Origin of the sequence: Lysinibacillus sp. NPDC097162 (assembly GCF_044762185.1) — a bacterium.
Lineage (GTDB): Bacteria > Bacillota > Bacilli > Bacillales_A > Planococcaceae > Lysinibacillus.
Window position 1 is genome coordinate 101,152 of record NZ_JBIWDT010000003.1, and the last position, 23,292, is coordinate 124,443.

At 37.8% G+C, this 23,292-nt stretch carries 19 protein-coding genes, 1 pseudogene and 1 other annotated feature; of the genes and pseudogenes, 9 read left to right on the forward strand and 11 right to left on the reverse strand.

All coding sequences use genetic code 11. The annotated features are described in order from the left end of the window. Window positions 1-135: 135 nt before the first annotated feature. From ACIQXW_RS15035 to ACIQXW_RS15045, 3 genes are read right to left on the reverse strand one after another with little or no spacing between them, the layout of a single operon-like run. A complete protein-coding gene (locus tag ACIQXW_RS15035; protein WP_402763355.1) occupies window positions 136-1,296 on the reverse strand; it encodes an acetoin utilization protein AcuC in 1,161 nt (386 codons plus the stop codon). Then, window positions 1,296-1,943, reverse strand: coding sequence for an acetoin utilization AcuB family protein (locus ACIQXW_RS15040; protein WP_401020754.1), 648 nt, complete (start codon window positions 1,941-1,943; stop codon window positions 1,296-1,298). The genes ACIQXW_RS15035 and ACIQXW_RS15040 overlap by 1 nt, the downstream gene beginning before the upstream one ends. A 24-nt stretch (window positions 1,944-1,967) precedes the next feature. Beyond that, window positions 1,968-2,600 carry a GNAT family N-acetyltransferase gene (locus tag ACIQXW_RS15045; protein WP_340823020.1) on the reverse strand — a complete coding sequence of 211 codons (633 nt, stop codon included), beginning with the start codon at window positions 2,598-2,600 and terminating at the stop codon, window positions 1,968-1,970. A 520-nt stretch (window positions 2,601-3,120) separates the two neighbouring features. Between ACIQXW_RS15045 and acsA the strand changes: the two genes are divergently transcribed. From acsA to ACIQXW_RS15070, 5 genes are all read left to right on the forward strand, one after another. After that, a complete protein-coding gene (gene acsA, locus ACIQXW_RS15050) occupies window positions 3,121-4,848 on the forward strand; it encodes an acetate--CoA ligase (RefSeq protein WP_401020751.1) in 1,728 nt (575 codons plus the stop codon). 233 nt (window positions 4,849-5,081) lie between these two features. Then, window positions 5,082-6,116, forward strand: coding sequence for an N-acetyl-gamma-glutamyl-phosphate reductase (gene argC / locus ACIQXW_RS15055; protein ID WP_402763360.1), 1,035 nt, complete (start codon window positions 5,082-5,084; stop codon window positions 6,114-6,116). A 91-nt stretch (window positions 6,117-6,207) separates the two neighbouring features. Further along, a complete protein-coding gene (argJ, locus tag ACIQXW_RS15060; protein ID WP_402763363.1) occupies window positions 6,208-7,440 on the forward strand; it encodes a bifunctional glutamate N-acetyltransferase/amino-acid acetyltransferase ArgJ in 1,233 nt (410 codons plus the stop codon). Beyond that, window positions 7,403-8,167 carry an acetylglutamate kinase gene (argB, locus tag ACIQXW_RS15065; RefSeq protein WP_340823024.1) on the forward strand — a complete coding sequence of 255 codons (765 nt, stop codon included), beginning with the start codon at window positions 7,403-7,405 and terminating at the stop codon, window positions 8,165-8,167. The genes argJ and argB overlap by 38 nt, the downstream gene beginning before the upstream one ends. A 74-nt stretch (window positions 8,168-8,241) precedes the next feature. Then, window positions 8,242-9,372, forward strand: coding sequence for an acetylornithine transaminase (locus ACIQXW_RS15070; RefSeq protein ID WP_401020742.1), 1,131 nt, complete (start codon window positions 8,242-8,244; stop codon window positions 9,370-9,372). A 261-nt stretch (window positions 9,373-9,633) separates the two neighbouring features. On the opposite strand, the gene ACIQXW_RS15075 is transcribed toward ACIQXW_RS15070, so the two are convergent. Both ACIQXW_RS15075 and ACIQXW_RS15080 read right to left on the reverse strand, forming a co-directional pair. Beyond that, window positions 9,634-10,515: an NAD-dependent epimerase/dehydratase family protein gene (locus ACIQXW_RS15075; protein WP_402763367.1), complete on the reverse strand. Its 882-nt coding sequence runs from the start codon at window positions 10,513-10,515 to the stop codon at window positions 9,634-9,636. 89 nt (window positions 10,516-10,604) lie between these two features. Further along, a complete protein-coding gene (locus ACIQXW_RS15080; RefSeq protein ID WP_340823029.1) occupies window positions 10,605-13,682 on the reverse strand; it encodes a transglycosylase domain-containing protein in 3,078 nt (1,025 codons plus the stop codon). Between the two features lie 102 nt (window positions 13,683-13,784). Then, window positions 13,785-13,987: a binding site (T-box leader), on the forward strand. A 72-nt stretch (window positions 13,988-14,059) separates the two neighbouring features. Here ACIQXW_RS15080 and tyrS point away from each other — a divergent pair. Then, window positions 14,060-15,328: a tyrosine--tRNA ligase gene (gene tyrS / locus ACIQXW_RS15085; RefSeq protein WP_402763370.1), complete on the forward strand. Its 1,269-nt coding sequence runs from the start codon at window positions 14,060-14,062 to the stop codon at window positions 15,326-15,328. A 73-nt stretch (window positions 15,329-15,401) separates the two neighbouring features. On the opposite strand, the gene ACIQXW_RS15090 is transcribed toward tyrS, so the two are convergent. Together ACIQXW_RS15090 and ACIQXW_RS15095 are read right to left on the reverse strand one after the other, a co-directional pair. After that, the gene (locus ACIQXW_RS15090; protein WP_401020734.1) at window positions 15,402-16,211 is read right to left on the reverse strand and encodes a cobalamin-binding protein; all 810 of its coding nucleotides are present in this window, start codon (window positions 16,209-16,211) and stop codon (window positions 15,402-15,404) included. A 122-nt stretch (window positions 16,212-16,333) separates the two neighbouring features. Beyond that, the gene (locus ACIQXW_RS15095; protein WP_340823033.1) at window positions 16,334-17,539 is read right to left on the reverse strand and encodes an iron-containing alcohol dehydrogenase; all 1,206 of its coding nucleotides are present in this window, start codon (window positions 17,537-17,539) and stop codon (window positions 16,334-16,336) included. 891 nt (window positions 17,540-18,430) lie between these two features. Between ACIQXW_RS15095 and ACIQXW_RS15100 the strand changes: the two are divergent. Both ACIQXW_RS15100 and ACIQXW_RS15105 read left to right on the forward strand, forming a co-directional pair. Then, window positions 18,431-18,536 (forward strand): annotated as a pseudogene (locus ACIQXW_RS15100) (KGG domain-containing protein); the annotation flags it as partial. A gap of 280 nt (window positions 18,537-18,816) precedes the next feature. Next, window positions 18,817-19,374 (forward strand): integrase, encoded by a 558-nt coding sequence (locus ACIQXW_RS15105; protein WP_401020728.1) that lies wholly within the window; start codon window positions 18,817-18,819, stop codon window positions 19,372-19,374. A gap of 439 nt (window positions 19,375-19,813) precedes the next feature. Here the strand turns inward: ACIQXW_RS15105 and ACIQXW_RS15110 are convergent, their stop codons facing one another. From ACIQXW_RS15110 to ACIQXW_RS15125, 4 genes are all read right to left on the reverse strand, one after another. Continuing rightward, complete coding sequence (locus ACIQXW_RS15110) at window positions 19,814-20,986, reverse strand: tyrosine-type recombinase/integrase (RefSeq protein ID WP_402763375.1); 1,173 nt, start codon at window positions 20,984-20,986, stop codon at window positions 19,814-19,816. Window positions 20,987-21,112: 126 nt separating this feature from the next. Beyond that, complete coding sequence (locus ACIQXW_RS15115) at window positions 21,113-21,901, reverse strand: SHOCT domain-containing protein (protein ID WP_402763378.1); 789 nt, start codon at window positions 21,899-21,901, stop codon at window positions 21,113-21,115. Between the two features lie 40 nt (window positions 21,902-21,941). Beyond that, complete coding sequence (locus ACIQXW_RS15120; RefSeq protein ID WP_402763381.1) at window positions 21,942-22,382, reverse strand: ImmA/IrrE family metallo-endopeptidase; 441 nt, start codon at window positions 22,380-22,382, stop codon at window positions 21,942-21,944. A 25-nt stretch (window positions 22,383-22,407) separates the two neighbouring features. Continuing rightward, on the reverse strand, window positions 22,408-22,848 hold the full coding sequence (locus ACIQXW_RS15125) for a helix-turn-helix domain-containing protein (protein ID WP_402763384.1): 441 nt from the start codon (window positions 22,846-22,848) through the stop codon (window positions 22,408-22,410). Window positions 22,849-23,019: 171 nt separating this feature from the next. On the opposite strand from ACIQXW_RS15125, the gene ACIQXW_RS15130 reads away from it, so the two are divergent. Continuing rightward, window positions 23,020-23,259 (forward strand): helix-turn-helix domain-containing protein, encoded by a 240-nt coding sequence (locus ACIQXW_RS15130; protein WP_402763387.1) that lies wholly within the window; start codon window positions 23,020-23,022, stop codon window positions 23,257-23,259. Window positions 23,260-23,292: the final 33 nt, after the last annotated feature.

A 23,292-nucleotide genomic window follows, 5' to 3' on the forward strand; every position in this document is an offset into this window, starting at 1 on the left:
AAGAAGTAAGCCGCAACCGTCGCTGTCGCGTCTTACTTCTTGTGCTGTTCCTGTAGGTGTCTACGTGGATTAACTATACTAGTAATGCTATGAAAATTCAGAATTGTTTGCGTGCCTGGCACCGCTAAGCACCCGCTAGCTACGCTTTTCTGTGCGGATAATATGTAACGCTTTTTCTAACATTTGCGCGTTCTTTTCTTCAATTTCAGCTTTTCTAGGGATTGGCTCATAGAGTGGGTTAGGATCTTCCCATGTTGGGATAAAAGGAACGGGCGCTTCTGGCTGCCAACGGTCTAACCATGCTTGTGGTAAGGCACCTGTTGGTATTTTTTGATCTGTCATTTCTAGCCATAGCATTGACCATGCCCTTGGCACAACACGCCATATATCGTAACCACCACCACCAACTGCAATCCATTTTCCATCGCAATATTCGTGTGCAAGTTTATGTGCAAGCTTTGGAATTTCTCTATAAATATTCATTGTTCCGTATAAATGTGTTAATGGATCAAAATAATGTGCATCTGCACCGTTTTGAGTTAAAACAACATCTGGTTTGAAAAATTCAAAAACTTCACGCATAGCTTTTTCATATATTTCTAAGAAACTTTCATCCTCTGTAAATGCATCAATAGGAAAGTTAAAAGAAGTACCATAACCTTGCCCATTGCCGCGCTCTGTTATATTACCCGTCCCAGGGAATAAGTAGCGACCTGTTTCATGAATTGATAATGTACAAACATTCGGGTCTTCGTAGAAACTCCATTGTACACCGTCACCATGGTGTGCATCAGTATCAACATAGAGTACACGTGCATTGTACTTTTCCTGTAAATAGCGAATGGCAACGGTACTATCATTATATATACAAAAACCGGAAGCACGTCCGCGGAAACCGTGATGTAGTCCACCGCCAAGATTTAGTGCATGCTGAGCCTTTCCTTCCATTACACAATCAACAGCGGTTAATGTACCTCCGACAAGCTGCGCACTTGCTTCATGCATATTTTCAAAGATAGGTGTATCTTCTGTGCCTATACCATAGCTTGCACATTGTGCCTCGCTCAGCTTACCATGGCCTGCATTTTTTACGATTTCAATGTATTTCGGATCATGTGCAAGCAAAAGTTCTTCTTCCGTGGCAATGCGTGCAGGAATGATGTCGACATCATCGAGCGCTCCAATATTTTTAAGTAAATCCATCGTTAGCGTCAAGCGTTTGTGATTGAAAGGATGCGTATCTGAAAATTTATATCCGAGTTGCTCTGGCGAATAAACAAAGACAGCCTTTTTCATTATAAAGAAACACCTGGTAAATTAGGCCATAGCACGTCGAATCCTTCTTGACGAAGATCTTCAATGATAGCAAGTGGGTTTAATGTTTTTACTCGGACGCTTAAAATTTTATTTTGTGTATTTTCAGAATCAGGATATACTAGAACGCTTTGGACATTTGCATGATGGAGATTGAAAATTTTAGTAATTTCAAATAAGACTCCTGGTGTATCGCTAACTCGGATTTCAATTTTGGAGCCAGGTTCAGTGGCACCAGTTAGTTCTATATATGTGTAGAGTAAATCAGTTGTTGTTACAATGCCTACTAGTTTTCCACCAGAGACGATTGGTAAACAGCCTATCTTTGCTTCATAAAAAGTTAATGCTACTTCTTCTACAAAATCAAGTGGATGGCCAACAAGTGGGTTTTTAATCATTATTTCTTCTACCATCGCACTAAAGACTGGAGAATTAGGTTCGTCTTTCAATGAGGAAGGCAAAGCTTCTTTAATATCGCGCTCCGTAATAACACCTAGAACATGACGTTCATTATCGATGACAGGTAAATGACGAACTTTTTTCTCGCGCATCAATTTCAACGCTTCTAAAACAGTGTTTGTCGGAGCCAATGTGTAAGGCTCATCATTCATAATTTCTTCAACAATCATATACTCATCCCCTTTGTGTTGGTTTTAATACATGAAGCGATTTCTAAAACGAAGTCTGTCGAATCTTTCCATTGTTTCAGGGGGCACTCGTTTGCCCTCTCGTGCCATAAGGCAGTTAGCAGGATGAGATGTAATTTCCGGATCATCTGTAGCAAAATATTCGAAGCCAACTGAACTCATCATCCGCTCCATCATTTTGCGGTAATCCCATACATTTAATCCTGTACCTTTTAAGTCCCAATGCCAATAATATTCGGTTGTTATAACAAGGTAGTCCTCCATTTCATCCCCCATGAAGGACACAGCTAACAAGGCTTTACCAGCCCCTGTTCCGCGATAGTCTGGAATGACCTCAATAGCACCTAATTCAATCATATTGTCGATTCTGTCCTCTGCCCACCGTTCAAGCGGATCAGGATATAAATAGGTGACGTAGCCTACAATAATGTCGTTATTTCGGATAATAATAATACGGCCTTCAGGAAGCCCAGCGATTTCTAAGATGGCTTGCTGTTGTTGCTTAGGGGGTCTAAAGGCAACTAATCCCTCGTGGAATGAATATGTAGCTAATTTTTCTGGAGGAACAGGTCCTTCCACATAAACAGTACCATGCTTTGTCTCCTTTGTAACAGAAAAAAAAGTCTTTTTGTGTTCCATAATTACACCACCTGAGTTTAATAATTCCATTATAGCTGATTTAAAGCTGAAAAACGCTTAAATTTACGAAATATAACTACATTTTTGGAAAAATAAAAATATTGAGACATTCTGGTTAAATTCGTGTAAAATAGATTTATATTGCAACTGTTATTTAACAGATAAATGTTGATGTATTAAGCATTGTTCATATTACAACTACATAAACTGTTCTATAACAATTGCTACATAACGTATTTGTCTTTGGAGAAAGTGGCGAATTTTAATATCATTCAGTAGCTGTTTTATATGGCGAAATTGTTTCAATTGCCATTATTTCACTTAATTTTCCAAAAGGGGATGGATGCTCACTTTTTTATCCTTTATAGGGGGCTTCAAGAGAAGATTATTGCATAAGCAAAGTGGAACGAATTGGCAGGCAGCTACGATTACGTTGAGGCGTAATTGCGGGGGATATCGTGAGTACGATTTGAAATTTGCTTACGAATGTACTAAAGCCAAAAAAGGAAGGGGTAATTTCATGGGGATGAAAACAATGGAGAAATTAAAAGCAATACCAGGGCAGTACAACCTGCCAAATTATGAGGAGGTAGCAACAACTCATGATTGGGCAGAAACAGAAAAGGCATTTAGTTGGCATGAAACAGGATTAGTGAATATGGCTTATGAGGCTATTGATCGCCATACCGAAACATCTCGGAAAAATAAAGTAGCATTGTATTATAACGATGGAAAGCGCAAGGAAGCATACTCTTTTAATGAAATGAAAAGGTTGACGAACAAGGCAGCAAATGTTTTTAAATCAGCGACAAACATTGAAAAAGGAGATCGGTTATTTATTTTTATGCCTCGTTCACCAGAGCTTTACTTTTCTTTATTAGGTGCTTTAAAAATGGGCGTTATTGTAGGACCATTGTTTGAAGCATTCATGGAAGGGGCAGTGTATGATCGTCTTTCTGATAGCGATGCGAAAGTGCTAGTAACAACACCTGAATTACTAGAGCGAGTTCCATTAGATAAATTGCCAAACTTGCAACATGTATTTTTAGTAGGGTCCGATATAGAAGAAACGCCACAAATTTTAGATTTTAATAAGCGCTTGAAAGAGGCTTCTGCTAAGTTTGACATCGAGTGGATGGACCGCGAGGACGGTATGATATTACATTATACTTCAGGTTCGACAGGTGCTCCAAAAGGTGTTTTACATGTTCATAATGCAATGATTCAGCAATATCAGTCGACACAATGGGTACTTGATTTGGGTGAAAATGATATTTATTGGTGTACGGCTGATCCAGGTTGGGTAACGGGGACATCCTATGGAATTTTTGGCCCGTGGTTAAATGGTGTGACAATGCTTATTGTTGGTGGAAGATTTTCGCCACAAGCATGGTATCAAGCGATTGAGGATTATAGTGTAACAGTTTGGTATAGTGCGCCAACTGCATTCCGTATGTTAATGGGGGCTGGTAGTGGAATGCTGGAAAATTATGATTTGTCATCATTGCGTCATGTATTATCTGTTGGCGAGCCACTTAACCCTGAAGTTATCCGTTGGGGTAGTGAGGAGTTAGGACATCGCATTCATGATACTTGGTGGATGACCGAAACAGGTGCACATATGATTTGTAACTATCCGAGCATGGATATTAAGCCTGGATCAATGGGCAAGCCATTACCAGGTGTTCACGCGACAATTGTAGATGATGCGGGTAATGAAGTTCCTCCATTTACAATGGGTAACTTAGCTGTACGTCGTGGTTGGCCAGCCATGATGCGTCAAATTTGGGGTAATCCAGAGCGTTATGAATCATATTTCTTAAAAGGTGAGTGGTATGTGTCTGGTGACTCAGCTTATATGGATGATGAAGGTTATTTCTGGTTCCAAGGTCGAGTGGATGATGTCATTATGACAGCAGGTGAACGAGTTGGACCATTCGAGGTTGAAAGCAAGCTACTAGAACATCCAGACGTAATAGAGGCTGGGGTTATCGGGAAACCAGACCCTGTACGCGGTGAAATTATTAAAGCATTTGTATCTTTACGAGAAGGCGTGGAGCCATCGGATGCTTTAATTGAGGATATTCGCGAGTTTGTGAAAAGGGGCTTATCAGCTCATGCGGCACCGAGAGAAATTGAATTTAAGGAAAAGCTGCCGAAAACACGCAGCGGTAAAATTATGCGTCGCGTGTTAAAAGCATGGGAGTTAGATTTGCCAACTGGAGATCTTTCCACGATGGAAGACTAATGGCATTCAACGTGTAATTTATTTTTATTCAATATATGCATCTAAAGAAGGTAGGAATTCATTCGGTTATCGAAAGGGTTCCTACCTTCTTTTTCTTGATTTACAATAGAAACTATGGATTTTGAACAATTGTAAAAGAAGATTGAGAAAATAATATAAATAAATAAAAATTCAGTTGACTTAATAAATATGCAGACGTATACTATTTTTAACTTATTTTAGAGGTGAGTGTAATGAAAGTAGGAATTGTTGGAGCAACAGGATATGGAGGATTGGAGCTTATCCGCTTTTTACATAATCATCCGGCGGTGGAGCACATTGATCTTTTTACATCTTCTGAAGAAGGTGTCGTTTTTTCTACAAAGTTTGGACATTTAGTTACGATTACAGATTCGCCATTGCAAAAAATAGATTATGAAACATTATCGAAAATGGATGTAGTATTTGCTAGTACGCCTTCAGGTGTGACAAGTGAACTGTTACCACCTTTAGTTGGAAAAGGTCCGAGGTTAATTGATTTATCAGGGGATTTTCGATTAAAGAATCCAGTTAGCTATGAAGAGTGGTACGGAAAAAAGGCTGCTCCATTAGAAATTATTCAGCAAAGTGTGTATGGCTTAACTGAATGGAATGCTCATAATGTGAAAAATGCTTCACTGATTGCGAACCCAGGATGTTATCCAACAGCGGTTCTGCTTTCGTTATTACCTTTGTTAAAAGAGAGACTAATAGATTCTAATTATCTCGTGATTGATGCAAAAAGTGGCATTTCGGGAGCTGGCAATAAACCATCGCAAACAACACATTTTAGTGAAGTGAACGAAAGCTTCTCCATATATAAGACAAATACGCATCATCATATTCCAGAAATCGAGCAAGCTATTTCAATGTTTGCTGGTGTAGATACTGCTATTACATTTAATACACATTTAGTGCCGATGACACGTGGAATTTTATCCACTGCATATGCGCCATTAATGCCAGGTATTACAGAGCATCAATTAGTCGCTTGCTTACAAGCAACATACGAAAACCATCCGTTTGTACGGGTTGTAACCGATGTTAATAGCCTTGCTACAAACCGTGTGAAAGGCTCTAACTATTGTGATCTTTTCGTAAAAGTTGATCACCGTACAAACCGTGCAACGATTGTTGCTGTTATTGACAATTTAGTTAAAGGAGCAGCAGGGCAAGCGATACAAAATATGAATGTGCAATTGGATTTACCACAAACAACAGGCTTAGACGTCGTGCCGTTTTTTATTTAAGAACCCATTTAAGTGCCAGTCACCCAAACAATTTTGAATTTTCCTAATTGTTTTAGTGCCAGTCACTCTTATCCTGAGGAGGAATACGTTTATGACATTAACAGCATCAACGAACGTTATGAAAAAATTATCAAGTAAAAATATCGTTTCACCGAAAGGCTTTAAAGCAGCGGGTATCCATTGCGGATTAAAGCATAAGAAAAAAGATTTAGCTATTTTAGTTAGTGACGTACCAGCAAGTGTAGCTGGTGTATTTACAACAAATGCAGTTCAAGCAGCACCGTTAAAAGTAACGAAAGAAGTTGTCTACACAACAAAAAAAATACAAGCAATGATTGTAAACTCCGGTAATGCGAATGCATGTACTGGCAAGCAAGGTGTGAAAGATGCGCAAACAATGCAAGCTTTAGCAGCTGAAAAGTTAGGGATTTCTGCAAATTTAGTTGGTGTTTGCTCAACAGGTGTAATCGGAGAAATTATGAATATGGAGCCGGTTGCTAGCGGGATATCCCAATTAGAGCCGAAGGATAGCTTAGAGAGTGCAATCGATTTTGCGCAGGCAATTTTAACAACTGATACGGTTATGAAAAATACGAGCTATAGCACAATTATTGATGGTAAAGAAATTATTATTGCTGGTGTAGCAAAGGGATCAGGAATGATTGAACCTAATATGGCGACAATGCTAGGTTTTATTACGACAGATGCGAATATTGAATCGGATGTATTGCAAGAGGCGTTATCGGAAATTACAAACTTAACGTTTAATGCGATTACGGTAGATGGAGATACTTCGACAAACGATACGGTAGTGGTGATGGCAAATGGTGTAGCCGGCAATGAACTTTTAACATCTACGCATCCTGATTGGCATAACTTTTACTATACATTAAAAACTGTAGCAGAAGATTTAGCGAAAATGATTGCGAAAGATGGCGAAGGTGCAACGAAACTGATTGAGGTTGAAGTAGAAGGCGCCGTTTCAGATGATGAAGCACGTAAAATTGCGAAAACAGTTGTTGGTTCGCCACTTGTGAAAACAGCTGTATTTGGATGCGATGCGAACTGGGGACGAATTATTGCAGCGGTTGGTTATAGTGGCGCAACAGTTGACCCTGATAAAATTACAATTCAAATTGGTGGCGCAACAATGGTCGAAAATGGTGAACCGATTGCATTTTCTGAAGATGAGTTAATTCAAATTTTAAAAATGCATGAAGTAAAAATCTTTGTGTCACTTGGCATAGGCGAAGGCAAGGGGCATGCTTGGGGATGTGACTTAACGTATGACTACGTTCAAATCAATGCATCTTACCGCTCGTAAACGTATGGTTATTAAGCTCGGCGGCAGCACGCTTGAAGGCTTAAACGAGGCATTTTTTGAGAATTTTAAAAAACTACAAGATAGCGGAGTAGAACTGATTATTACGCATGGCGGGGGCCCTGCTATTAATCGCGAGCTTGCTGCAAGAAATATTGAATCACATGCATTAAATGGCATACGTGTAACAAGCGCGGCAGCTATTGACATTGTTCAGTCTACATTAATAGGGAATGTTAATCCTTCATTAGTGCATGAGTTAACAACAGCAGGAATTGCAGCAGTCGGGCTTAATGGCTTTGATGGTCAATTACTTGTAGCGGACTTTTTAGACAAGGAAACTTACGGCTTCGTAGGTGAGGTGCAATCAGTCAATACATCGTTGTTAGAAGCATTAATTACAGCTGGAATTGTCCCAGTAATAGCGTGTGTTGGGGCTAATCACACTGGGCAAGCGCTGAATATTAACGGAGATACAGTAGCGAGTGAAGTAGCGCTTGCTATTGGGGCAGAAAGTTTACTGCTTGTGACGGATGTTTCGGGTATCCGTATTCAAGATGAATATCAAACAGAAGTAACTCCGCCGTTAATAGCACAGTGGATAGAGGAAGGGCATATTTATGGTGGAATGATTCCCAAAGTACAAGGGGCAATCGAGTGTCTAAATGCAGGCATTCCATCCGTGCAAATTGTTGGAGACACATTAGTCGGCACAACGATTTTGCCGTAATGTAGTTATGTAATAAGTGGACGCCGTGCTGTGAAGGTGGTATCCATTAAAAATGAAGTTCAGGAGCTGATAATATGAGCGCTTTATTTGGAAACTATGGCAAACGTCGTGCCCAAATCGTTAAAGGGCAAGGGACTGTTGTGCAAGATAGTGATGGCAAAAAGTATTTAGACTTCACAAGTGGTATTGCCGTTGTTAGTCTTGGGCATGCGCACCCTGCTATCGTAAAGGCTATTCAAGAACAAAGTGAAACGCTTTGGCATATGTCGAATTTATTTGATATACCTGGGCAAGAGAAGGTAGCCCAAAAATTAGTTGCTAATACACATTTTACGTATGCCTTTTTCTGTAATAGTGGTGCGGAAGCTAATGAAGCGGCAATTAAGCTCGCTCGTAAGCATACAGGGAAACATCATATTATTACATTTGAAAAATCATTTCATGGTCGAACGTTTGGAGCAATGTCAGCAACTGGTCAAGGCAAGGTACATAACGGGTTCGGACCACTTGTTGATAAATTTACAATACTCCCATTCAATGACGTAAAGGCCCTTGAAGCAACGATAGACGATTCAGTTGCAGCCATTATGTTGGAAATGATTCAAGGTGAGGGCGGTGTTAATAGTGTATCGCCTGAATTTGCAGCAGCAATTGCAAAAATTTGTGAGGATAAAGGCATTTTATTGATTGTTGATGAAGTGCAAACAGGTATCGGTAGAACAGGAACGCGTTATGCATATGAACAAACAGTCTTGAAGCCGAATATCGTGACATTAGCAAAAGGTTTAGGTGGAGGGTTCCCAGTAGGAGGAATGTTAGGGACAGCTGAATTGTATGATACGTTTAGTCCGGGAACGCATGGTACTACTTTTGGTGGGAATCCTTTAGCAATGCGTGTTGCTGAAACGGTCCTTGATAACGTTTTTGAGCCAAGTTTTTTAGAAAATGTGCAAGAATTATCAACCTATTTTGTGAAGCAACTCCAAGCCAATTTACCGACAGGCTATACAGTACAAGGTCAAGGTTTATTACTTGGGATTGGTTGTGGCGATACGGAAGTAGCACCTTTCATTACAGCAGCGGAGGACAAAGGTTTACTTCTTGTAGGAGCAGGCCCAAATGTTATTCGACTTTTACCACCGCTTACGGTGTCTAAAACAGAGATTGACGAAGCAGTAGAAATTTTAAAAACGATTTTACAGTAGGTAGAATAAAAGAGTGTTACTAGAACCTAAAAAGAGAAAAAGTGTTAGATTGACTGCAATCAATCTAACACTTTTTTGTTGCCATTAATGTCCACTAAGGCGGTTGCTTTTTGCTCAGCGCACCGTAAGCCACAACTCTCGCTATTCTACGGAAATAATCTTTGTGCTGTTCTGAGCAGGAGTCACCGCCTCATAGCACACCTTTGTTCTCTTTCTGGCATTTTTTCGTTATGTCCCAGCCTAGTGTTACTAGGGTATAAGTTATTGTAGTTGTTTGACCAATTTGTTTACAAGGCTAGGAAGCCAAATGTTTAATTGACTAAATGTGAAGCCTGCTGCTTCTGCTTTTGCGTTTGACATATACCAATGATTTGGAACACCATAAGGCGATTGAGAATTTTCATCGCCGCCAATTAGCGAAACTTTTGCGAGTTTTCCTGTTTCCTTCTCAATTAATTCGAGTAACGCTTTCAATGAAATAGTACCAGATGCTGTCGCATTGTATGGCCCTTCAATTGGCGCAACGCCAGCAAAATATAAAAATGCTGCAGCTTCTTCATCCGAAATGAAACTCATTTTTGCATCAACATTCGGTAACGATATAGGTTGTTCATTTAAAATATGTTCTACGTGAAAATGTAAGCGACGCGTATAGTCGTGCTCACCAAGAACAATAGGGAAACGCACAGCGACAACAGGAAATGTTGCTTCTCTATAAAGGACAGCCTCTGCTTGACGTTTCCCTTCACCGTATGTGAAATCATTAATATCGCCCATACGAATCTCGTATTCATATGGATTAAAATCAGCTTCTGTTTTTATTTTTCCATCTGCATCATATGTAGCTAGTGTTGAGGTGAAGACTAGCTTTTTCGTCTTGTTCTTTAATATTTGCGCCATTTCATGTGCTTCATTTGGTGAATAACAAATATTATCGTAGACGACATCCCATGTTGTATCCGCTAATGCTTGTGTTAATGCGGGGACATCGTTGCGATCAACGGTAATTTGGTGAACTTGTTCTCCAAACGGGTTGCCACTTTGACCGCGAGTTAAAATTGTTACGTCATGTTTGTTTTGAAGGCAAAGCTCCACTAATTTTTTACCGAAAAAGCGCGTGCCACCTAAAACTAAAATTTTCATTTTACCTACCCCTTTGTTTAGTTGTCCTCTTAATAATGACAAAAAAATAGGCTTACTACAATTGAAATTTCATTGTAGTAAGCCTTGTATTATTCGGTTGATGGATCCGTTGGGGGTGTCGTACCTCCGTTATTGCCGGAACCATTGCCGTTATTAGAGCCGTTTCCATTATTTTCGGAACCATTGCCATTGTTAGAGCCGTTCCCATTATTGCCGGAACCATTGCCATTATTAGAGCCGTTCCCATTATTACCAGAGCCATTACCACCATTACCATTACCAGAGCCATTGCCGCCATTAGAACCGTTCCCATTATTGCCGGAGCCATTGCCGTTGTTAGACCCATTTCCGTTATTCCCATTTGCCGGTGGTATTGGAACAGTAGGTGTAGTTGGTTTTTCTTCATCGTCATCTTCTTCTGGTTTTGTATCACTGCCACCTGTTGAAACAACATTTGATTGTGGTGAAGTTAAACCTGTAATATCAACAGCAACGACTACATAAGCTTGTCCGCTAGCAACTGTCATACTTTGAGTAGCTTCTAGTACCGAAGAAACAAGCGTGTTCCCACCATTCGTTACATTATAAATTCGATAGCCAACTACATCGTTAGACGAGCCACTCCAAGATAGTGTATTGCCATTAATTGAAGCATTTACAGCTGCAGGCGCACTACCATCTGCTGGGAAATCGACTGCTGATACAGATGAATTGGATAGTGATGAATTTTTAGGTAGTAGACTTGCTGGATTCCCACCAAGTTTACCTAACATCCGTTTTATAAAGGCTTGGTTAATACCAGCACCACTAGCTTTTACAAACTCTGCTGGTGTATTTGGATGTGCATTATACGTTTTACCTTGAATTGTTACGACGCTTGATGAAGCTAAGCTGTCATCAGGTTGTGACGGTAAAAATACTTTCGCGTTAAATAAATCTGAGCGTACAAGTCCAGCACTAGCACAAGCCGCAGAAGGTGCAAGACCAGAAATACCACAAAACGAAGCAGTTACAACATTTTTTGGTGCCTTAAAGTTTGTAGGAGCATCAATTAATTTAGGATCTACATCGTACATAGAGTTCATTAATGTACCCCAAAGCTTGTTAATACGTACACTTGGCTGTAAATACGTATTATTAAATGCATAAAGTGAGCGTTGTTTATCGTAGCCCATCCATACACCAAGTGAAACATTTGGATTATAGCCAACTAACCACACATCATTATAGTTTTGTGAAGTACCTGTTTTAGCTGCAAAATCAGAAGAGAATTTTAACGTATTATTTGCAACTGTCCCTGTTCCTTTTGATAATACATCTCGCAACATATCTGTCACGATATAAGACGTTTCAGGGCTGAATACTTGTACAGGTTCAGCTTCATGTTGATAAATAAGATTTCCGTCTTGGTCTTCTATTTTTTCAATCATATAGGCATCAATAAATTGACCACCGTTAGCAAAAGTTGCAAATGCATTTGTATTTTCTTCAACAGTTGTCCCTTTTTGTAAAGCTCCAATACCTGTTGCAAGGTTTGTGTAATCTTCAGGTTTTAATTCTGAGAAGTCCATTTTTGCTAAATATTCAGCAGGACGTCTATTTAAAATATCGTTATATAAACGCAGTGCTGATATATTTTGTGAGTCAGCTAAAGCTTCTCGCGCAGGTATAAGACCACGTTCATCATTTGTAAGATAGTTGCTCGGACTCCAAGAACCAATTGAGAATTTTACGTCAACTAATGGACTACCTGCACCTATAACGCCATATTCAATCGCTGGCGCATATACGAGTAATGGTTTCATTGTAGAACCATTAGAACGGTAAGCTTTCGTAGCGTGGTTTAATTGATTCGTTTTAAAGTCACGACCACCTAGGAAACTTAAAATTCGTCCTGTGCTATTTTCTATTAAAATACTACCAACTTGTACAGGCATTTGAACATCAATTTCCTCACCCGTCACAGGGTCCTTGTCTTTGCCTGTATATGTTTGACCATAGTATTTAAAGTTATCAGCCGCTTTTTGCATGGCATCGAACATATCCTTGTTAATAGTGGAATAAATACGATAGCCTTTCGAACGAACGTCACGGTCCGCTAAAATTGAATACTTTTCTAGTAATTTTTCTTCTGTTTTTAAACGTTCTGGATCAACGCCATCTTCACTAGCTAGCTTTTCAGCAATAATTTGTTTCGCACGTTCTTCTAGCTCATACGTTAACCATGGATAACGATCTTCTGGACGTGCTTCTGGTGCACGGAAGTCGGCTGTTATATCGTAATTAAGCGCATCTTTATATTGTGTCTCGTTAATGTAGCCAGCTTCTTTCATACGATAGAGCACCGTTTTCATACGATCGATGCCTAATTGTAAAGCTTCTTCACTTTTTAGCACACCTGTATTAGTAAATGGTGTGTAAGTATAAGGTGCCTGTGGAATACCTGCTATGTAAGCGGCTTGAGGAAGCGTTAAATCCTTTGCTTTCACATTAAATATACCTTCAGCAGCTGTTTCAATACCTGCAATATTGCGTCCAGTTGAATTTCGACCGTAAGGAATAATATTTAAATATGCCTCTAATATTTCTTCCTTTGTCATAAAGTGCTCTAAACGCATTGCCAATAGCAATTCTTTTGCTTTTCGTTCATAGGAAACTTCATTTGTTAACACTTGGTTTTTAATAAGTTGTTGTGTTAATGTAGAGCCACCTGTTTGCGTAGCAGAGTTAGTTACGTCCTGTAGTAGCCCTCGAATAACGGCTTTAGGAACAATCCCATTATGCTCGCGGAAATATTCATCCTCTGTTGCGAGTACTGCATTAATTAAGTCTGGTGCAACAGCACTAAGAGATGTTTCACGACGTTCTAAATCAGTACGCAATTTCCCAATATAAATATTGTTGGCAAAATAAATTTCACTTGTTTCCTCATAGTTGAAAATAAGGTCTCTTAATTCTTCTTTAGAGCGCAATGGCTCCTCTTTTACAAGTGAGGCAAAATAGCCGGCGCCAACAGAACCAACAAATACTGTGCCTACCAATGCAAAGACTAAAAATAGTAAAAATAAGTTCCAGACTACGCTGCCTGAAATACGTAATGTCTTCATCCATTTTTGTTCGAGTAATTCATCGATCTTTGCATTGATTTTCTCAATCCAATCTTTCAAGGTATCGACCTCCTAAAATCTTGTTTATTATAGCATATAATGAATTGCCTCGAACATAGTTATTGACATTGAAAGAGAATCGTTTAGAATAATGCTTATAGTTTTCTAGTGATGAAGAGTTTGCAGTAGTGTCTATATTCCCTGTTTAGAGAGCCAGCGGTTGGTGAAAGCTGGTCATAATGTAGAGACGAATTACGTACTTGGAGCTTAGACGTGCGCGCCTGCGATAAAGGCGGTTGAATGAGAGGAAGATGGATGACATCTTCAAGCCGGGTGGTACCGCGTTAGTTATTAACGTCCCTGCATGCAATATTTTTGCGTGTAGGGACTTTTTTGTTTCTACTCGCTAAAGAAAAACATTTTAGGAGGAAGAAACAATGACAAACGAATTATTACAAGATTTAGAATGGCGTGGTTTGCTGTACCAACAAACTGACGCTGAAGGCATGGAAAAACTTTTAGCAGAACAGTCTGTTTCTCTTTACTGTGGTGTAGATCCAACAGCTGACTCTATGCACATCGGTCATATCGTGCCTTTACTAACGCTTCGTCGCTTCCAAAAAGCAGGCCACCGTCCAATTTTACTTGTTGGTGGTGCAACAGGAATGATTGGGGATCCATCTGGTCGCTCTGAAGAACGTCAACTTCAAACAGTGGAGCAAATTGACAAAAACGTGCAAGCTATTCGAGGCCAATTAGAACGCATTTTTGAATTTGCAGAGGATGGAAATGGAGCGCAACTTGTTAACAACCGTGACTGGATTGGAAATATTAGTACAATTGAATTTTTACGTGATTACGGGAAATTAATTAATGTTAATTACATGTTAGCAAAGGATACGATTGCTTCACGTCTTGATACAGGTATTTCATTTACAGAATTTGCTTACACATTAATTCAAGGTATTGATTACAATCATTTATACAACAACTACAACTGTCGCATTCAAGTGGGTGGTTCAGACCAATGGGGTAATATTACAACTGGTTTAGAAGTAATTCGTAAAACACATGAAGAAGAAACAAAAGCATTCGGTATTACGATTCCATTAGTAACAAAAGCAGATGGTACGAAATTCGGTAAAACTGCTGGTGGTGCAGTATGGTTAGATAGTAAGAAAACATCTCCTTACGAGTTCTACCAATTCTGGATTAACGCTGCTGATGCGGACGTTATTAAATATTTAAAAATCTTTACGTTCTTAACACGTGAAGAAATTGATGCGTTAGCTGCATCTGTCGAAGAAGAACCACATTTACGTAAGGCTCAAAAAGCTTTAGCGGAGGAAATGACACGCTTAATACATGGTCAGGAAGCATTAGATCAGGCTATTCGTATTACGGCTGCACTATTCTCTGGCGATTTAAAAGCTCTGTCAGCTGAGGAAATGAAGGATGCATTTAAAGATGTTCCTTCTATTGAAATGGGGAAAGAAGCGAAAAACATCGTGGATTTACTTGTGGAAGCTGGGATTTCATCTTCAAAACGTCAAGCTCGTGAAGATGTAACAAATGGTGCAATTAGCGTGAACGGTGAAAAAATTACGGATTTAGAATATATCGTTGATGAAAAAGATCGTTTAGAAGATGCATTTAGCATTGTGCGCCGCGGTAAGAAAAAATACCATATGGTGAAATTCGGATAGATTGGGTGCCAGTCACTCACACAATTCTCACACAATTCAACATCCCCTCGATATCGAGGGGATGTTTTCATTTTTAGCATTCTAAAAAGCTTGGCAGAGCTATATGCTGATAGCTTTGAGGGTGTAGAAGCTGAGCCAGTTTTAGTGCGCCCTCAACGAGACGAGGCGATGGACGACAGTACAACCATTCTTCCATTACGTGGACATGCTGTTTTTGAACTGCCTGAAGTTCGTTGGCATGTGGACGTTTCAATAAATGAGCTGGTTTAATGCGTGCAAAGGCAACACCGACCCATGCCATTAAAATATAATCAGGATTACGTCGTACGATTTCTTCCCAGTCTGTTTGGACATTTGCTAACTCGATATCGCGAAAAAGATTTTGTCCACCTGCAAGATTGCTAATTTCAGTTAACCAATTGACCTTTCCAGGCGTAAAAATAGGATTTGGCCACCATTCCCAATATAGTGTTGGTTTTTCTTGAATAGTTTGTGCAATCGTTTGAAGCTGTTCGATAAAGTGCAAATATTCCTCAGAAATCTTTTTAGCATGTTCCTCTACTCCACAAGCAACACCTAATGTTATGAGGTCCTGCGCAATTTCATTTAGCGAGTTGGCATTAAAGACGATGTGGGGAATGTTTCTTTCCTGTAATGCCTCTATATTTTTTTCCATGCCAGGTACACTTAACGAGGCAAGTACTAAGTCTGGCTTTAGTGCCTCTAGTGCATCCATATCAATCGATAAATCTGGGCCAAGCTTTGGCAATTCATGCACTGCTATAGGCCAATCTGAAAAATCATCAACACCTACAAGCTGATGGGTTAACCCTAGATAGGCAACAAGCTCAGTGTTGCTTGGGCAAATTGAGATTAATCGCATATGTTTCCCCCCATATCTTTTTAAGAAAAGTATAGCTGTCACTAGACGCACATACAATAAGCGATTGCTTTTTGCTCAAAAAAAGACGTGCCTCATTGAGACACGCCATTTTTATTAATGTTTTAAGAAAGTGCAACAGCTTCAAGGGATTGTGCTGTTTTTACTACAGGTCCCATTGCTGCTGTAATGATTTGTTTAATGTCCTCTAATGTAGCTTTGCGAGGATTCGTTGCAGCACAAACGTCTTGCATTGCATTTTTTGCTAAAATTTCGATATCCTCATCCTTAGCACCTAATTCACGGAAGCCACTAGGAATATTTAAGTCTTTAGACAGTTTTTCAATGGCAGTAATTGCTTTTTCAGCAGCGTCACGTTTACTGATGCCTTCAATATTTTCTCCTAACAATTCAGCGATACGAGCAAAACGCTCTGTACGTGCTGTCAAGTTGAAGCGGCAAACGTGTGGCAGTAAAATCGCATTACATACGCCATGCGGTAAGTTATAGAAGCCGCCTAATTGGTGAGCGATAGCATGTACATAGCCAAGTGAAGCGTTATTGAACGCCATACCTGCTAAAAATTGTGCATACACCATTTGCTCACGTGCTTCTAAATCAGCACCATTTGCGTATGCGCGTGGTAAAAACTCAGGTACTAGCTGAAGTACTTTTTCTCCACATGCATCAGTAATAGGCGTTGCGTCTGTCGATACAAATGATTCGATGGCATGTGTTAATGCATCTAAACCAGTTGCAGCTGTTAGAGCTGGAGGTAAACCAATCATTAACTCTGGATCATTAATTGAAACTAGCGGTGTAACGTGCTTGTCAACAATCGCCATTTTAACTTTCCGTTCAGTATCCGTGATGATTGTAAAACGTGTCATTTCACTCGCTGTACCAGCTGTTGTATTAATAGCGATTAATGGCACCAGTGGGTTTTCTGATTTGTCAACGCCTTCATAATCATGAATGCGCCCACCATTCGAAGCAATAAGTCCGATACCTTTTGCTGCATCATGTGCACTACCGCCTCCAAGAGATACGATTGAATCACAGTTTTCTGCATGATAGACAGCGATTCCATCTTCAACGTTTTGATCTGTTGGATTTGGTTCTGCTTTAGGGAAAATTGCAACATCAATTCCAGCTGCTGTTATGATGTTAGCAATTTGCTCTGAGAGACCTAATTTGTGTAAGCCCTCATCTGTTACGATCAATGTCTTCTTCACTTCTAAATCATTTAAACGTTTACCAACTTCTTGAATTGCTCCAGGTCCAAATAAGTTTGTTTTTGGCATTACAAATTGCTTTAGAACGTCTGACATATTTCCAACCCCTTTTAACAAATTATTATTGCTTGAATGATGGCTAACCACCTTCCGAAATCCATATTATTCTATTTTTTTTGAAAGTTCAAGACGAATTTTTATTAAAATTGTTAATTTTCTTCCTGTTATTATTTCACAAAAAAGTAACTGCAAAGATGATATTAAAGAAGTTAATAGGGAGTAAGATGGTTGATTTGAATACATTTTAAGAAATACTATCGTATAAAAGTAAAATATATTTTTTGGAAATTCGTTCTATTTATAAGGCTAGTTGAATAGTAAATAACTGATATACAGTTGTTAATATAATGATAGTGTTTATGTTGTTTGAAAAGTGGAGAATTGCTATTTTAATGTACAGAAAAATTTACAATTAATTTAAATGTTAATTTTGTCAATTTAAGACGAAAGGATTTTTTCTGAAAAGATAATAGCTCTTGGTTTATAGAAGAGATGCAAGTGTAATGGCGTTAAATGCAAAGGTTTTCGCTAATTTAATAAGTTGAAGTGGGGGAGCAGTGCTTATAGTAGTTATGCTAATGAGAGTAAGCAAGGAAGTTGAACACACTTGTACGGCGGTTAACCCAACAATAGGCGCTAATTAGTATGAAGAAGAGAACTGTTCAAGAGTACTAGAACATAGAGGCTCTATAGAAACGTTAACTTTTTACAATTAAATACGATTAAATTCGATATCCATCTCTATTATGAAAACAATAGTTATTTTTATAAGTTTAAAGAAAATAATAGACTTTTTAAAAAATAATGTTTAGTCATGTATAGACTGGGAATATAAACAGTGAGCTAGTCAATAGCTTAAAAAATTATTTAGGAGGAATTATAATGGCTAACATGCAAAACAATCGCAACAGAAACAACAATGAAAACATGACTGTAGAAGAAGCGGGTCGTAAAGGCGGAGAAGCTACCTCCAAAAATCATGATCATGATTTTTATGAAGAAATAGGACGTAAAGGTGGAGAAGCACGCAGCAACCAGCGTAGTAGCAACTCCAATGAAAACCAAAATCAACGTAATAAAAATAACAATAACAACAACAACAACAATTAATTAATATGAAGTAAAAGGCTTAACCAAGCAAAGAGGCGTTTGTAGTTTATAACTACAAACGCCTTTTTAATGGAAAAATTCTCATTTTCTCTGATTTAACAGGATAAATATGTTGAATTTCCCCTAAATGTAGTATATATTTAATCCGCTTGTAATAAATTATCATTAGCTTGTTTTCAGAGGAAATGAGGAAAGCGTTAATAATGACAACATTGCATAAAGAAAAAGAACTATATGATGTAATTAATTCCGTTATGCAAACTGTAGGGATAACGGTGGCGATAAAACAAGATCATTCTGGTATTAATATGAGTTATAACTTTATTGGGGATTATATAGGATTTGATGCGAACAGATTAATAGAAGCAAGAAATGAGCTAATGTTACAACTTCCACTTGAGGTTTATGTAAAAACCATTACTTTACATGAACTAGGTCATGCTATTGACCGTGAAGCGCTACAAGCATCACTTCCAAGAACAATTGAAATTTTTAAAATGAAAAAACAGCATGCAAAAAAAGAAATTTATCGAAATGAACGTCTTTTATCTATGATAATTGAAGAGCACGAAATGAATATTCAATTTGAGGAAACTGCATGGGATAATGCACGGACCCTTAATAATACACTTCAGCTAATAGATAAAAACGACTTTGACTATATAAAGCAACATAGCCTAGCGACATATAATCATTTATATGAACAAGATTTACTTGCATACCATAACCTTGTAAGCCAGCCTGTTTTACAGTTGGCTTAGTGTAAACGATCGTCAGCACTCTAAATTGTTTGAGTGCCTGGCACCTAAAGTCACTCATTTGAAAATAATGAGTGACTTTCTTTTATTCTTGACGTCTATGGGTGATTAATCCTATATGTATGAATTTTAAAAAAGGACACCTGTCCGTGTATTATTTTAATCACCCAAATGTCTAAAAATTGCTCCCCAAAACGCTCCCCCAAACCAAAACAAAATAATCTTAAATAATCGAATGCAATTTTATACACAAAAACCCCGCAAACACTTGAATAAACAAGGTTGCGGGGTTTAAGAAACGAAAACAATCTAACGTTAAAAAATTAACGAGAGTAGTACTCTACGATTTTATTAACCTAGTAATAACAAGGCTTCAAGCCACTTTTTGATGATGATGCCCCCAATTATGCCCCCAAACAGCTCAAAATCAGTCGATTTTCACCTAGAATTTTACAGCTTCTCCGAAGATTTCAACGACTTCTTTTTTAGCCTCATCAAGCACATGTGCATACGTTTCCCAAACAACTTTTGGTGTATTTCCTAATCGGTCAGCAACTACAGTTACATCTACTTTAGCAGAAAGTAATAAGAGGGTTGCGTGAGTATGTCGGAAAACGTGAGGAGTGAAAGGGGCTGTGATTCCAGAGCGAGCCTTCACACGTTCAAAAGCATAAAATAAACTATTGTCTGCAAAAGGTTCCCTTGTTTGATATGAAACAAAAACGAAATCCTCATCATCATTTAATTTTCTACCATCTTCAAGCATTAATTGTTTGCACCAAGTTCTATACTTTTTTAACATTGCAATTAAAAGTGGATCAATATCAATTGTACGGTAACTATTTTTTGTTTTTAATGGTCCCACTTCGTTTTTATTCCGTTGACGTTCAAAGATAACTTGATTATTATCAAAGTCCAAATCACGCCATTGCAATCCGAATGCCTCTCCACGCCGACAACCAGTATAAGCAAGAAAATGAAACAAAACGTTTATCGTTAGGGTTTCGTTCTTCTTTACATATTCCAACACGGTCTTTAACTCTTGTTTAGTTAGTACAGTTATATCATCTTCTCGGTCATCATCCTTAACTACAACTTTTGTAAAGCGATTACGCGAGATGATTTCGTTATCGACAGCAGCATTAATAGCTACTTTAAATACACGATGGAACAGTCGTACCGTTGAAGGTTTGTAATCCTTTAATAACATTTGGATGAACTGACGCTTATAAGTTTCCTTATCTAATGAAGAAAGTTTGTATTTTCCTAATAAAGGTTTGAATTGATCACGAATCATACTTGCTCGTTGTTTAATAGTATTTTTTCGCCAGGAGCCTTTATTAGATTCAAACCAAATATCAACCCATTCTGCTACTCTCATATTTTCATGTTCAACTTCGATACTGTTACCAGTTACTAATTTAGCACGCACTTCGCAAAGAGCTCTGTAAGCAGAACTTTCACTCGTAAATCCTTGTTGTTTCTTCTCACGACGTTTCCCAAGCACATCGTAATAACGGTGACGGTATAACCATCTTTTATTATTCTCTGCATCTAAATACCAAAATAACTCTTTATCACGGTTGCATTTATTTAAGGTTGGTTTCTTTGACATTTTTATCCCTCATTCACTATCGGGCAGATGTACGAAACGGGGAAGTTTAGAACCACCTCCTTTTGAAATAGAATGTATGTTCTTTTAGTGATTAAGAAAAAAGCGCTCATACGAACGCTATTTAAATTAAATTTTTAAGAGCTCTTTTTTCTTTTCTTCGAATTCTTCTGGTGTTAGAACACCCATATCCAACAGTTGTTTAAACTTTAATATTTCATCTGCAGCAGATGAAGAGTTTGCTTGTTGACTAGTTAATTCAGAAGAAGGCTGCTGTTGATTACAGATTAATTCTAAAACAGATAGACATTCATGAGCCATTTTATACGCATTCTTATATATAGTTCCATTTTTCTTCATATCCGTCTCAATAAAGTTTACGTATACTACAGGGTTATTAATATTTTTTAGAGTAATTTTTAATTTTAAACTACTACAAATACCTGTAGTTTTCTTTTTACCAGTTACTCCACCAACTATTGCGCCAGCACCGCCAAATAAAGCGCCTCCTACAAGTGCTCGGCCTAAGCCGCCAGAACTTACTGACTCACCATCTTCAAGTAATTCAAAATCAACTATATCACTATATTCATAAACAGTAGATTTATTGCGTTTCCCTAAAATTGAAGATAAAATAAGCCATTTTTTATTATTATCATCAAACTCCACATAGTTACCGATTCTTTTGGTAGGATTAAAAGAGTCCAGGTCTGATTTATTTACTTTTTGCGCAATAATTGCATTTCTAATATCCTCAACAGTCATTTGCTTAATCGGTTTAGTTATGTTATTAAGTTTGTCGAACCCAGCTTCTTTAAAGCAACTAGGACAAATACATTTTCCGTCTGCAATTCGTGTACGACTTAAACCAACGTCCTTTTCACATATGATACATACTTCTTTACTAAAAATGCCCATTTATATCCCATCCTTTTCAATAATTTTTTGTTAATATGTATTAAAAAAGCCCCTTAATTTTCAATTCCACTAATTCTACTGGGATATGATGTAAGGCAGCTATTTCGTATATCGTCATTCTTTCTGATATATATTTTCTTGCAAGCTCGTCAGGAATTAATAATTCAACTGCAAATATATTAGCCTGATGCTCTATCTTATCTATTGAGAAATAAGTGTTACTTCTCATAAACGGCGTGTTTACGTCCGGATGCAAAACTACATGCCCAAGTTCATGAACACTAACAAATTCTTTCTTATGTTTTGCGAGATTCGAATTTATAAAAATATATTTATTTCTTCTCACATAACGATAGAAACCATGTATTTCATCGTCTAAATCATACTCTATTATTTGAACATTCATTTGTTGAGTAATTACTGCAATATCATTTGTCTGATATGTATTGATCAAGTCTTGGACGATTTTCTTTATCCACATGCTTGTCACCCCTCAATGGTAATGGTTAATCATCTCTATATTTTTTAGGGATAAACTTTTTATTAGCAAGTGTGGCTAACCTTTCAGCATGTTCTAAGGCTTCTAAAAGAGATTCAATCGCTTCTTCGCTCATAGGCTCGCCCATGAAACTTAATGCATCATTGTTGTCATTACTGCTTCCTTCTAATAAGTCTTTTTTTATTTTCGCCATTCGTTTACCGATATCGCGTTCGTCTTTTTTTGATAAACCCGTTTCATTATTATTAATAATTTTATTTCCAACTAAATAATCAAGTGATACTTCATATAATTCGGCCATTTGTTTCAACATATTAGTATCTGGGTCTCTATAATTTCTTTCATAGCCTGATAAAGCGCCATTTGTTACTCCTAGTTTTTTTGCTGCTTCTATTTGAGTAAGGCCTTTGTCGTTTCTAGCTTTTTTTAATCTTTCTCCTAAAGCCATATCACTCACCTCTTTGCTTTAATATAACTTAATTAAACGTATGGTTAAACTTAATTAAACGATAAGTTTAATTTTTTTAAATTTTTAATTGACTTTAACGTATCGTTTAATTTATACTAAATTTAAGTTAAACGTTACGTTTAATAAAAATAGATTAAGGAGGTGCTAACATTGTCCTTTGTTTATCTGAAAATAGAAGAAATCAGAAAAAGGAAAGGGGTAACAAAATCTCACATAGCTAGATCTTGTGGTCATACTCCTCAATGGTATTCAAAAGTCTCGAAAGGTGAAATTGTATTAGATGTAAATAAATTAGAACTTATCGCCTCTATATTAGAAGAAGATGTAAAAAATTTTTTTGACAACAAATTAAGCGATACGCTTAATTTGAGTATAAAAAAACTAGCTTAATATCTCTATCTGTTCCAAGACTGAGCATAGTTC

Excerpts from the sequence above, each read along its gene's own strand:
- ACIQXW_RS15035 (WP_402763355.1), bottom strand. The coding sequence starts at position 1,296 with ATGAAAAAGGCTGTCTTTGTTTATTCGCCAGAGCAACTCGGATATAAA.
- ACIQXW_RS15040 (WP_401020754.1), bottom strand. The coding sequence starts at position 1,943 with ATGATTGTTGAAGAAATTATGAATGATGAGCCTTACACATTGGCTCCG.
- ACIQXW_RS15045 (WP_340823020.1), bottom strand. The coding sequence starts at position 2,600 with ATGGAACACAAAAAGACTTTTTTTTCTGTTACAAAGGAGACAAAGCAT.
- acsA (WP_401020751.1), top strand. The coding sequence starts at position 3,121 with ATGGGGATGAAAACAATGGAGAAATTAAAAGCAATACCAGGGCAGTAC.
- argC (WP_402763360.1), top strand. The coding sequence starts at position 5,082 with ATGAAAGTAGGAATTGTTGGAGCAACAGGATATGGAGGATTGGAGCTT.
- argJ (WP_402763363.1), top strand. The coding sequence starts at position 6,208 with ATGACATTAACAGCATCAACGAACGTTATGAAAAAATTATCAAGTAAA.
- argB (WP_340823024.1), top strand. The coding sequence starts at position 7,403 with ATGACTACGTTCAAATCAATGCATCTTACCGCTCGTAAACGTATGGTT.
- ACIQXW_RS15070 (WP_401020742.1), top strand. The coding sequence starts at position 8,242 with ATGAGCGCTTTATTTGGAAACTATGGCAAACGTCGTGCCCAAATCGTT.
- ACIQXW_RS15075 (WP_402763367.1), bottom strand. The coding sequence starts at position 10,515 with ATGAAAATTTTAGTTTTAGGTGGCACGCGCTTTTTCGGTAAAAAATTA.
- tyrS (WP_402763370.1), top strand. The coding sequence starts at position 14,060 with ATGACAAACGAATTATTACAAGATTTAGAATGGCGTGGTTTGCTGTAC.
- ACIQXW_RS15090 (WP_401020734.1), bottom strand. The coding sequence starts at position 16,211 with ATGCGATTAATCTCAATTTGCCCAAGCAACACTGAGCTTGTTGCCTAT.
- ACIQXW_RS15095 (WP_340823033.1), bottom strand. The coding sequence starts at position 17,539 with ATGTCAGACGTTCTAAAGCAATTTGTAATGCCAAAAACAAACTTATTT.
- ACIQXW_RS15105 (WP_401020728.1), top strand. The coding sequence starts at position 18,817 with ATGACAACATTGCATAAAGAAAAAGAACTATATGATGTAATTAATTCC.
- ACIQXW_RS15110 (WP_402763375.1), bottom strand. The coding sequence starts at position 20,986 with ATGTCAAAGAAACCAACCTTAAATAAATGCAACCGTGATAAAGAGTTA.
- ACIQXW_RS15115 (WP_402763378.1), bottom strand. The coding sequence starts at position 21,901 with ATGGGCATTTTTAGTAAAGAAGTATGTATCATATGTGAAAAGGACGTT.
- ACIQXW_RS15120 (WP_402763381.1), bottom strand. The coding sequence starts at position 22,382 with ATGTGGATAAAGAAAATCGTCCAAGACTTGATCAATACATATCAGACA.
- ACIQXW_RS15125 (WP_402763384.1), bottom strand. The coding sequence starts at position 22,848 with ATGGCTTTAGGAGAAAGATTAAAAAAAGCTAGAAACGACAAAGGCCTT.